This is a genomic window from Patiriisocius sp. Uisw_017 (assembly GCF_047731265.1).
Classification (GTDB): Bacteria; Bacteroidota; Bacteroidia; order Flavobacteriales; family Flavobacteriaceae; genus Patiriisocius.
Genome location: NZ_CP159835.1, coordinates 2,507,201 through 2,520,459, shown reverse-complemented (window position 1 = coordinate 2,520,459; position 13,259 = coordinate 2,507,201). Strand labels below are relative to the sequence as shown.

Genomic DNA, 13,259 nt, shown 5'->3' with positions numbered 1-13,259 from the left:
TGTTAAAATATCTAATCACTAATTTGAATTTTTTTTATTCAGGCGAAATATAAAATAGTAGGACCTGCCCTATGGAAGCCTTAGCTACGAATCTGTTTTATGTTAAACCCAACACCAGACTGTTAAGTATACACGAAAAAGAAAGATAATTACAGACGACATTTTATATTATATTGGTATAACTGGGCTCCCTACAGTGAAATGCCTAGACTTACCAAACGAAGCCATAAGTTAGCTAAATTTTATATAAAAAACCTAATAGACAAAATAATTAATAAAAAACATAGGCTTAGAAACGTAAAACTATGATACAAATATTCAGCCTGCGAAAAGTTTTTTAAAGGTGGAGAACGAAGAATTCTGGCTATAATTTGAGAGGAATACACCAAAAGTAAACAGACCTATCAACAGCTTGCTAGAAAGTATGGATGCTCTAAGAGAAGCACCCCCCGAAAAATGGGTTTGCACAAGATTTTTATACCAAAGATAATCCCGAAAAAAAATATAGTATTAATAGACACTACCTATTGGAGTCGAAGCTTTGGTTTGATGTTATTTAAGGATGCCTGCACTCAGTAAAATCTACTTTGGCATTGTGTATTCGGAAACAAATGCGCTTTAAATACAAGGTATCAATTACCTCAAATCAAGAGGACTCATTGTGGCTGCAATTGTTTGTGGTGGAAGGAAGGGGCTTATAGGAGCGATCAAAGATTTGCCCGTAAAACTTTTCAGTTCCGTCAGGCTGCAACGATACGGAAATACACAACCAAAAAAAACAAAGGAGCCAGCTTCCATGGAGGTAGATTTTTCCTTTTTTTTATTCCTTTTGTTCTCTTTGTAGCATAAAAAAGCCGCTTTTAGTTTTTATACTGAAAGCGGCTTTTTAATCTTTAAATTATTTTGCTTGAAACTATTCTTTCATAACCTTTCTGACCAAGGTTCCTTTTTCGGTTTCAATTTTTAGGAAATACACAGCGCTATCTAATACCGAGATATCGATGGTGGAGTTCAACCCGTCAATATTCTTTAGGTTTCGCACGAGCCTTCCTCTCATATCTGTAAGGGTAATGGTATTGATTATTGAATTAGGGGAGTTGATAAACAACAGTCCATCGGTAGGATTAGGCACTACAGAAATGGCGGCAATAGCAGCAGCATCATCTCCTAGTATTCTTCCAAATCTATCATAGGCCATAAACTGAAGTGTAAACCTATTTGGGAAGTTTCCTTTTCGACTTCTAAATTTATAGGCCCCTTCTTTAGTAAGGTTGGTAATGGTTCTTGTAGCCTTATCTATTAGATATACGGTCGCGTTTTCAATGTCGACTCCTTCTAGTTGCTTAATGGTAATTTTAAAGGTGGTAGTCTCGTCTATTTGAGAAGCATATCCCATTGGGATTTGTATCTCCTTATTAAAGACTTCTCTACCTTGAATTCCTAAAGACATCGTATTGTCTGGTAAATGCGAGTATAGCGATACAAGGCTACCAATCTGATGGCTATCATATCCTGAATCATAGCTTTCTGTTGCCATTGGCATAAAGGCAATTAATACTTCACTGCTGAGACTGTATTGCGCATTTTCTAGCTGTAACCAGATTTTGTTGCCCTCTGATACAGTATTCCTTAGGGTGTTGTTCCCAGTGGTTACCCGCATTGCATTGTTAAAGATAGCGGTTCCCATTACATTCGCTTTTACAGCAAAGCCTTGCGAGGTAGCGATCATACCATTGGGAGTTGTACTCCCATTGGTTGCGGGTGTTCCTGCTCCAATACCTCCAGAGAGGTTGTACATCGAGATGTCTTCCATCGAGAAGTTTTCAGTAGTTATATTTCCTCCTGGGAATGCCCCTGGCTCGGTAATATGCTCCCAGAAATATACTTCATCAATCTCAGGGTTTGCATTTAAAAATAGGGAGGCATCAATAGCAGATGGATATGGGTTGGCTAACATAGAGGGACTCGAATTCGCATCGCCGTTAAACTCCATTGCATAGGTAATAACTCCGTTGTTTAAGGTTCCTTGCTCATAGACTAAGTCATAGGTTGAATTTCCGTCGGCTAAGTTAGCTTGTGGATATACAAAATATCCTTCACCAGGGTTTATGATTCCTGTATGGAACATCCAGTCATTAAAATCAACATCCACAAAGTTGGCCACGACATTAGGCATATAGAAAGCATCCACAGCTGGGTCTGGATCAAACGCTGCCGTTAAATGTTTTACGACTCTAAAAGAGTTGTTATAAACCCCATTGCGCATTTCCATAGTCATTGGGCTACCAGAGAGGATAAAGTCTCTAGGAGCTACCTCTGGGGTGGTCACATTGACGTTGATGGTACCATCGTTGGTAACCATCGCACTGTCTTCTACTTGTACCACACTTCCGGTGTGTTCTACTAGTAAACTTCCCGTCACAGATACGGTAATATCTGTATTTACCAAGATATAATCCCCCGCATTAACACGAAGGGTTGCTCCTGGATTTACGATCAACTTACAGGCTTCAAAAGAACCTAAGAGCGCCGTATCATAATCTGCTTCGATGAGTACTAGGTTGTCAATACTGGGCATCACTGCACCCCAACCCGCAGCGCCAAAGGTAGCTGTGGCTTGACAAGCATCACAATTCATAGCATCATTAACAAAGATGTTTTCGGTGGTGTCATTAGAACAGCCATTCGTATCGGCATAGGTATAGGTCACGGGAATGTTTCCTCCCACTGGGGCAGAGGCTGTTGGATCAAAGCTAAAGGTCATCCCATTGCCATCATCACTAACACCTATTCCAGAATAGATACCACCCGTTGGAGTTCCACCGCCTAGGCCAGTTACAACCACATCGAGCACACAAATATTTGGAGTAGGCGCTACAAAGGTGACCGTTGGTGCATCAAAGACCTCCACCGTATCATTTCCTGTACTTAAACAACCTATGTTTCCAACAAGGTATACCAATGTTTGTACTCCTGCACCAGCTACTGCTGGGTCAAAACTATAGGTCATCCCATTGCCATCATCGCTAACACCAGGTCCATAATACGTTCCTCCTGTTGGCAAAGCACCACCAAGACCCGTTTGAACACCTGCATCGATGCATAGATCTGCCGGTGCGTTAAAAGTTACTATTGAAGAACCAAATACTTGAACCGTATCAGCTGCTGTATTTGTGCAGCCTACAGCTCCCGCGGTATAGCTTATACTTTGAGTTCCTACTCCTGCAACTGCAGGATCAAAACTATAGGTCATTCCATCACCGCCATCGGTAACACCTGTTCCTGAGTACACACCTCCTGTTGGAGAGCCACCACTTAAACCAGTTTGAACACCTGCATTAACACAAAGATCTGCAGGGGCTGTAAAGGTTACTATTGGTAAGGCAAGTACTTCCACATCATCAGAAGCTGAATTTGTACATCCATTTCCATTTGTAAAAGTGTAGCTAATGGTATTTGGCCCAATGCCTGCTGCTGTTGGGTCAAAGCTATAGGTCATTCCGTTTGCATCATCGGTAACGCCTGTTCCAGAATATACTCCGCCTGTTGGAGTTCCTCCCCCGAGACCAGCTTGTACACCTTCAGTGATACAGATATCTGCTGGTGCGGTAAACGCTACTACTGGAAGATCAAATACTTCTATAGTATCCATTGCAGTGCCTATGCATCCTGAATCATTCAAGGTATAGGTTATGGAGTGTATTCCAACGCCAGCTGCTACAGGATCAAAACTATAGGTCATTCCATTGCCATCATCGGTAACACCGGGTCCAGAATAAACACCGCCAGAAGCGAGTCCTCCGCCTAAGCCTGTCTGAACTCCTGCGTCAACACATACATCTGCCGGAGCCGTAAAAGCTACTACTGGTGTAGTAAATACTTCTACATCGTCTGATGCTGAACTTGAACATCCATTGCCATCCTCAAAAGTATATGTTATTGTATGAGTACCAGCGCCTGCTGCTGCAGGGTCAAAACTATAGGTCATTCCATTGCCATTATCGGTAACACCTGCACCAGAGTAGACACCTCCTGTTGGAGTGCCACCACTTAAACCAGCTTGTACGCCTGCAGTGATACATAGATCGGCCGGAGCCGTAAATACTACTGTTGGAAGTGCAAAGACTGCTACATTATCGGTTGCAGAACCTGAACAACTATTTGCATCTGTATAATCATAGGTTATGGTATGTGTTCCTACTCCAGCTGCTGCTGGGTCAAAGCTATAGGTGATTCCGTTTGCATCGTCGGTAACGCCAGTTCCAGAATAAACTCCGCCTGCTGGCGTAGCGCCACCAAGACCAGCTTGCACCCCTGCATCAATACAAAGATCTGCCGGAGCTGTATATGTTACAGTAGGTATTGCAAAGACTTCAACGTTATCTGATGCTGAACTTGTACATCCATTACCATCCGTAAAAGTATATGTCATTATATGTATTCCAAGACCTGCAGTAGCTGGATCAAAGCTATAGGTCATTCCGTTACCATCATCGGTAACGCCAGATCCAGAATAAATACCTCCTGCTGGCGTAGCACCACCAAGACTGGTTTGCACACCTGCATCGATGCATAAATCTGTCAGGGCGGTAAATGTTACAACGGGTAATGCAAATACTTCCACATCGTCTGAGGCAGCATCTGTACATCCTGCAATTCCTAATGTATACATCAAAGTATGAACTCCAACGCCCGCTGCTGCTGGGTCAAAACTATAAGTCATTCCATTGCCATCATCGGTAACACCTGTTCCTGAGTACACACCTCCTAGGGAAGTTCCTCCGACAAGACCGGTTTGCACACCTGCATCTAAACAAAGATCAGTTGGTGCTGTGAAGGTTACTGTTGGCAATGGGAATACTTCAACAGTGTCATTCGCACTTCCAGAACAGCCATTGCCGTCTGTAAAGTTGTAAGTGATCGTGTGGGTTCCAACTCCGCCAGCAGCAGGATCGAATGTGTAATTAATTCCGTCTCCAGCATCTGTTACACCTGTGCCAGAATAAACGCCACCTGCTGGTGAACCACCAGTTTGGTTGGTTTGATTACCGGCATCGAGGCAAAGATCTGTTGGTGCTGTGAAGGTTACGGTTGGTAGACTAAACACTACTACATTATCATTTGCACTTCCAGTACAGCTATTGCCATCTGTGAAGCTGTAAGTGATTGTGTGCGTACCTGCACCAGCAGCAGCTGGATCGAAAGAATAGTTAATTCCGTTTCCTGCATCTGTTACACCAGGGCCAGAATAAACGCCGCCTGTTGGTGAACCGCCAGTAAGGCCAGTTTGAGTACCGGCATCGAGACATAGATCAGCAAGGGCGGTGAAGGTTACGGTTGGTACTGCAAACACTACTACATTATCATTCGCACTTCCAGAACAGCCATTGCCATCTGTAAAGTTGTAGGTGATTGTATGCGTGCCTACTCCTGAAAATGCAGGATTGAATGAATAGGTAATTCCGTTGCCGTCGTCAACAACTCCAGGTCCTGAATAAACCCCTCCTGATGGAGATCCTCCAGTAAGACCAGTTTGATTGCCAGCATTGAGGCAAAGATCACCAAGGGCTGCGAAGGTCACAGCTGGTAATCCAAACACGACTACATTATCATTGGCACTTCCAGAACAGCCATTGCCATCTGTAAAGTTATACGTTATTGTATGAGTTCCTACTCCAGCTGCTACTGGATTAAATGAGTAATTGATTCCGTCTCCAGTATCTGTAACACCCGGTCCTGAATAAAGGCCTCCTGCTGGTGAACCACCAGTTTGGTTGGTTTGATTACCGGCATCGAGGCAAAGATCACCTAGGGCTGCGAAGGTTACGGTTGGTAGACTAAACACGACTACATTATCATTTGCACTTCCAGTACAGCTATTGCCATCTGTGAAGCTGTAAGTGATTGTGTGCGTACCTGCACCAGCAGCAGCTGGATCGAAAGAATAGTTAATTCCGTTTCCTGCATCTGTTACACCAGGGCCAGAATAAACGCCGCCTGTTGGTGAACCGCCAGTAAGACCAGTTTGAGTACCGGCATCGAGACATAGATCAGCAAGGGCGGTGAAGGTTACGGTTGGTACTGCAAAGACTACTACATTATCATTCGCACTTCCAGAACAGCCATTGCCATCTGTAAAGTTGTAGGTGATTGTGTGCGTGCCAGCTCCTGCTGTTGCAGGATTGAATGAATAGGTAATTCCGTTGCCGTCGTCAACAACTCCAGGTCCTGAATAAACCCCTCCTGCTGGAGATCCTCCAGTAAGACCAGTTTGATTGCCAGCATTGAGGCAAAGATTACCAAGGGCTGCGAAGGTCACAGCTGGTAATCCAAACACGACTACATTATCATTCGCACTTCCATAACAACCATTTCCATCTGTGAAGTTATACGTTATTGTATGCGTTCCTACTCCAGCTGCTACTGGATTAAATGAGTAATTGATTCCGTCTCCAGTATCTGTAACACCAGGTCCTGAATAAAGGCCTCCTGTTGGTGAACCACCAGTTTGGTTAGTTTGATTCCCTGCGTCTAAACAAAGATCTGTTGGTGCTGTGAAGGTAACAGTTGGCAAACTGAATACTACAACAGTGTCATTTTCACTTCCAGAACATCCGTTTCCGTCTGTGAAGTTATACGTAATAGTATGCGTTCCTATTCCAGCTGCTGCTGGATTAAATGAGTAATTAATTCCGTCTCCAGCATCTGTTACACCAAGGCCAGAATAAACGCCACCTGCTGGTGAACCACCAGTTTGGTTGGTTTGATTACCGGCATCGAGGCAAAGATCACCTAGGGCTGCGAAGGTTACGGTTGGTAGACCAAACACTACTGCATTATCATTTGCACTTCCAGTACAGCTATTGCCATCTGTGAAGCTGTAAGTGATTGTGTGCGTACCTGCTCCGGCAGCGGCTGGATCGAAAGAATAATTAATTCCGTCTCCAACATCTGTTACACCAAGGCCAGAATAAACGCCTCCTGTTGGTGAACCGCCAGTAAGACCAGTTTGAGTACCGGCATCGAGACATAGATCAGCAAGGGCGGCGAAGCTTACTGTTGGTACTGCAAACACTACTACATTATCATTCGCACTTCCAGAACAAACGCCAACAACCGTGTATGTAATGGCATGAGTACCAACTCCAGCTGCGGCTGGATTAAAATCATATGTTGTTCCGTTCCCATCATCGATTACTCCAGGTCCGGAATAAACACCTCCAACAGGCGTTCCACCACCGAGGTTGTTTTGAATCCCAACATCAATACATAAATCACTCAAAGCCGTGAATGCAAAGCTTGGTGCAGAAAGAGTAATGTTAAAGGTATTTGTGTTCGGGCAAGGACCAGAAGTTGTGAAAGTTATCGTGTACGCACCGGCTGTTGAAGCTAATAAATCGATTGCTCCCGTGGCCGGATTTGTAATAATTAAACCAGGGGTTGAAGTAAATGTTCCTGGTGAAGGAAAACCAAAAGCATTCGGGTTAAGTTGATTTGTACAATATGTTGTAGATGTATAACTGAAACTTGCATCGTCCAGAGGGTTAACATTTACTGTAACCGAATCACAAAGCCCGGTTGATTCATCTACACAGCCTCCTTCTCCTCTTATATAATAGGTTGTCGTAACCGTTGGTGAAACTACTAAAGAATTTGACGTTGACGTACCTATTTGTGTGCCTCCGCATGAGCCTGTATATACATGCCATGCTGTTGCATCATTCAATGATCCTGTCCATGTTAAAGTTGAATCTGCGCTTTGGCATATCGCACTTGGGCTTGCTAACGTTGCTGATGGTACATCTGGATCAGTACATGTAAAAAGACAAGAAAGCAATGTAATATTAATTGTACCGTTCGTTGCAATTGTTCCACATCCTAAATTATTCATTTGGAATTCAAAACTCCCACTAGAAGGTGCTACCCAAACAAAAGAAGCATCATCTCCACATCCTCCACTGGCTCCAAAACCGAGAGAAGGTCCACCTCCGTCAGGGAAAACAGTCAATTCAGAAGCATATGAGGTTCCACATGACTCAACAAGGAAAGTACAACCAGCAGTAATATTATCTACTTGATTGTGTTCCCCCCCCCAAGTAGTAGTACACAAATTGTTCAATGATCCTACGGTAAAAGTGCTTGCGTCTAAATTGGGACAAGGGCTGGAAGTTGCACCATATGGACATTGGGCATTAACAATAGTAATAGAAATAACTGCGATAAATAAAGAGAGTAATAATTTTTTCATAAAATTTATATTAATAAGGCTGTATAAAAAATTGCATAATGCAAGTAAGCGAATTTATATTAAATATTAAATATTATTATGATTAAGGCATATTTCTGATTATTTTACATGTTTTCTCATTTAAAAAATGAGTTATAATTTTTTAAACCAAATAAATTAAACTTGTTTTGTGGGAAAGTGTTAGCTTTAAAAATAAATAAATGAGAAACTTAAATCAAAAACATTTCCTTTTAATTTTTTCCCTATTAATAATAACTTCTTCTTGTCAAGATTCAAATAATAATAAAATCTTAGACTCTTCATATTTACACAACGCTAACGTTGCTCTAGAACAAGACATTGTTCATGATTTCTTTTCGCCTCCTGTAACAAGCCGAATTTACTTATACCCAAATCTATTGGCATATGAAATAATGTCAAGTAAAGATTCTAACTACGCATCATTAAACTCAGTGTTTCCTAATTTCCCAAATTTTCCAAAATTCAAATCAGATCAAGGTCAAGAAATTGCGGCGCTATACGGATTTCTTAAAGTCGCTCGTGAATTGGTTTACACAACAAACCATATTGATAAAGAGATTAATAAATTAGATAGTTTACTTGAATCGCATTCGAAAATAGAGTACGCGAAAAAATATAGTGACGAGATTTCTATAATAATGATTGCTTGGCTCAAAAAAGACAATTATAATGAAACGCGAAACATGGGGGAATATCAATTATTAAACCTCGAAGATTCTTGGATACCTACGGCTCCCGATTATATGGATGCTTTAGAACCGCATTGGTCTAAAATTCGACCTATAACATTAGATTCATCCTCACAATTTTCACCACCACCGCCTACTAAATATGATATGACCAAAGGAAGTTTGTTTCATGATGAATTAATGGAAGTTTATAATGTAGTAAATGCTAAAACAGATTCTACTGAAGCTATTGCTAAATTTTGGGACTGTAATCCCATAATTTCTCGCCATGAAGGGCATTTGACTTATTCTGAAAAAAAGCTAACTCCAGGCGGTCATTGGATGAATATCTGCAGAGCAGCAGCTATAAAACAAAATTTCAATATGATGGAAGTTTCTCATGCATATACTAGTTTATGCATTGGTATGTTTGATGCATTTATTAGTTGCTGGGAAGCAAAATATACAACAAATTATATTCGCCCAATTACTGTTATACAAAACAAAATTGATGCAAGTTGGACACCCATTTTATCTACCCCAAACTTTCCAGAATACCCAAGTGGACATAGCGTAGTATCAAGAGCTGCTTCTACAGTTTTAACAAATCTCTTTGGAGATAATTATGCATTTATTGACTCTACAGAAACTCCATATGGCATGCCCCAACGGTCATTTACATCCTTTTACAATGCTTCTGACGAAGCTGCAGTTAGTCGTCTTTATGGAGGTATTCATTATAAACCAGCAATTTATAATGGAATAGAACAAGGTAATAAAGTTGGGCAACACGTAGTTTCTAAAATCAAAACATTAAAAAAATGAAACATACTTATATCGTTTTAATTCTACTATTCATCCTCAGTTGTAAAGATAAAGAGACAGCAAAAAAGAAGGAGATTGAAGCTTTCTCTACCATCCCTACTTTATTTACACTTTTAAATCAAGAAGAGAGTGGATTTTATTTTATGAACGAGGTCAATCAATCCGAAGCTTTTAATATAATGACCTATGAATATTTTTATAATGGTGGAGGCGTTGGTATTGGAGATATAAATAATGATGGACTTCCTGACATTTTTATGACAGGAAATACTTTTGGAGGTCGATTATATCTTAATAAAGGGAATCTGGAGTTTGAACAAATTTCAGGTTCTGCAAATATATTTACTAGAGGATTTACCACCGATGTTTCTTTTGTTGATATCAATGATGATGGATATCAGGACATTTATCTTTGCAAATCAATGGCAGGAGAAATAGAGTATAGAGAAAACCTCCTTTACATCAACAACCAAAATAATACATTTACTAATAAGGCCAAAGAATATGGAATTGCAGATGCCGGATTTTCAAATCAATCTGTATTTTTTGATTATGATAATGATGGAGATTTAGATTTATATGTAATGAATCATAGAGCAGATTTTGACAACGCACATTCAATCTACGACACTAAATCTTCTAAAGGAAATTTTGAGCCTGGAACCGTATTTTGGAAAGAAGAATATTCAGACAAGCTATATAGAAATAATGGTAATAACACTTTTACTGATGTAAGTAAAAAAGCAGGAATTATCAATAACGATTTTAGTTTAAGTGCAGTGCCTTCAGATTTAAATGGTGATGGTTTTGTTGATTTATATGTAGCTAATGACTTCTCTTCTAAAGACCACGCATATATCAACCAAGGTAATGGAACTTTTAAAGATGAATTAGAAAAACATTTCAAACACATCTCACTAAATTCTATGGGAGTAGATATAGCAGATTACAATAATGATGGGCTACCAGATGTAGTCACTTTAGATATGATTCCTGAAGGTAATTTTAGACAAAAACAAATGAAAGCAGCTAGCCCTTATGACAAGTATCATATGGCTGCTGACTTTGGCTTTTATCATCAAGTAAGTAGAAACATGCTGCAACTAAACAATGAATATGGCACATTTTCTGAAATAGGTCAATTAGCAGGAATAAGCTACACCGATTGGAGCTGGGGTGCATTATTTGCAGATTTTGATAATGATGGATGGCAAGATTTATTTATCTCTAATGGACACTATAAGGACATTACCGATCTAGATTATTTAAAATATCGTTCTATGGAAGCTGTAGAGCTCGCAAGAGGTAATGACCATGTAAAAGCACTTGATCTCATCAATTTAATGACGAGTACAAAGATAAGTAACTACATGTATCGCAATAATAAAAATTTACGTTTTAAAGATAAAACTAAAGATTGGGGATTAGATAAACCATCACATTCAAACGGTTCTGCATATGTTGATTTAGATTTAGATGGAGATCTAGATTTGGTTGTAAATAATTTTAATCAAGAAGCCTTTTTATATCGCAATAATGCCAGGGAACAGGATAAAGGAAACTATTTAGCCGTAGCTTTAAAAGGAAATAAAGGTAATATTAACGGCTTTGGAGCAAAAGTTAAGATCAAAACAAGCTCTGGAGACCAATTTAGAGAAGTAACACCCTACAGAGGGTTTCTATCTTCTGTTGATCAAAACTTACATTTTGGTTTGGGGGTAGATAGTGAAATTCTTGAATTAGAAGTAATCTGGCCTAATGGGAAAAGTCAAACATTAAACAATGTAGACGTAAATCAAAAAATAGAATTAAAAATTGACGATGCAATAGATAAACATAATTATGTTTTAAAGAATAAAAACAAATTGATAACAGAGAAACTCAACCTTGTTAATTATACTCATATAGAAAATCCTTTCATCGATTTTAAACAAGAACCTTTACTTGAGCATTTTCAATCTAATAAGGGGCCAGTAATTGCAATAGGAGATATAAATGGTGATCAATTAAATGACTTTTATTTGGGAGGAAGTTCCGGAGAAGCTGGATCCATTTTTATTCAAGAAAGTGGTGGTAAATTCTCAAAAAAACGCACCCCCTGCTTTGATTTGGACAAGAATTCTGAAGATGCAGGCTGTCTTTTTATTGATGTTAATTCAGATGGATATATAGATCTTTACGTTTCAAGTGGAAGTAATGAATTTGAGAATGGAGAAATATATCAAGATAGAATTTATATTAATAATGGTAAAGGTGATTTTGAAAAACAAAATGATTTATTGCCGAAGATGGAAACATCAACCTCTTGCGTTACCACAATTGATTTTGATAACGATGGTGATTTAGACTTGTTTGTAGGAGGTTTTGCTAAAAAAAATAAATATCCGACATCTGAAAAAAGTTGGTTATTAGAAAATAGTAATGGTAAATTTATTGATCGCTCAGAGTTATTGCCTAATAATGGACTATTAGGAATAGTCAACGATGCTATTACAATATCAAACAACGAATTAGTAGTTGTTGGTGAATGGATGAATATTATCTATTTAAGAAAAAACAAATTAAATAAATTTATAGAGTCACCTGGTAATGGTTTAGAAAAAAGTAGTGGATGGTGGAACTGTGTTGATACTGCTGACTTTGATAATGATGGTGACCTAGATTTAATTGTTGGGAACAGAGGGTTAAACACGATGTTCAAACCTGTCAAAAATCATCCTGCAAAAATTTACTATGGTGATTTTGATGACAATAAAGACCTTGATGCTATTCCTTGTTACTACAATGAAACAGACCAAGTTTATTATCCAAAACATTCTTTAGATCAACTATTTATGCAAATGAAAGGTGTTAGAAAGAAATTCAAAAATTATGAGTCATATTCAAGAGCTAATCTTGATGACATTATAGCTAATCAGACCAACTATTTAACAGCTCATTATTTTGAATCTGCTTATGTAGAAAACCTTGGTAATGGGAAGTGGAAAATGAGCAAATTACCTATCGAAGCACAATTCTCATATGTACAGGATATCTTGATTAAAGATATTAATATGGATGGCTTTTTAGATATAGTTGTGGTAGGAAATAATTTTGGTGTAGATGTAGAATCCGGAAGAAGCGATGCTTCAAATGGATTAGTTTTGATAAACAATAAAAAAGGAAAATTCGCCCCATTAACAAAAAAAGAAAGTGGTTTTTCAACTCAAAACTTAGATTCAAGAAAAATTAAAGCTATAGATGAGTCCCTAATTATCGTTACTAATAACTCGGGACCTCTACAATTTTTTGAATTGAAAACTCCCTCTATTCAACAACAAAAATAAGAAAGAATTTATTTTTTAGCTTAGACCCATTAAAAGACATGACTATTAAACTGATTAATCAAGCTTTTTAATTCTATAACAAGTCATTATGAGCACCCTCAAAAAATATTTAACACTCCAGCCAACTAACCGTCAGATAGCAGTAGATGCAATAGCAGACTTCTCTAAACA

Annotated in this window: 3 protein-coding genes; 2 read left to right on the top strand and 1 reads right to left on the bottom strand. The window is 38.9% G+C overall.

What is annotated here, in order from left to right; all coding sequences use genetic code 11:
* Positions 1-913: 913 nt before the first annotated feature.
* Positions 914-8,248: a T9SS type A sorting domain-containing protein gene (locus tag ABXT67_RS11490; RefSeq protein ID WP_415374175.1), complete on the bottom strand. Its 7,335-nt coding sequence runs from the start codon at positions 8,246-8,248 to the stop codon at positions 914-916.
* Between the two features lie 200 nt (positions 8,249-8,448).
* Here ABXT67_RS11490 and ABXT67_RS11485 point away from each other — a divergent pair, with 200 nt between their 5' ends.
* Both ABXT67_RS11485 and ABXT67_RS11480 read left to right on the top strand, forming a co-directional pair.
* Positions 8,449-9,762, top strand: a complete 1,314-nt coding sequence (locus ABXT67_RS11485) for a vanadium-dependent haloperoxidase (protein ID WP_415374173.1) — start codon at positions 8,449-8,451, stop codon at positions 9,760-9,762.
* Positions 9,759-13,088, top strand: a complete 3,330-nt coding sequence (locus ABXT67_RS11480; RefSeq protein ID WP_415374171.1) for a VCBS repeat-containing protein — start codon at positions 9,759-9,761, stop codon at positions 13,086-13,088. The genes ABXT67_RS11485 and ABXT67_RS11480 overlap by 4 nt, the downstream gene beginning before the upstream one ends.
* Positions 13,089-13,259: the final 171 nt, after the last annotated feature.

Coding starts and splice junctions, on each gene's coding strand:
- ABXT67_RS11490 (WP_415374175.1), bottom strand. CDS start 8,248: ATGAAAAAATTATTACTCTCTTTATTTATCGCAGTTATTTCTATTACT.
- ABXT67_RS11480 (WP_415374171.1), top strand. CDS start 9,759: ATGAAACATACTTATATCGTTTTAATTCTACTATTCATCCTCAGTTGT.
- ABXT67_RS11485 (WP_415374173.1), top strand. CDS start 8,449: ATGAGAAACTTAAATCAAAAACATTTCCTTTTAATTTTTTCCCTATTA.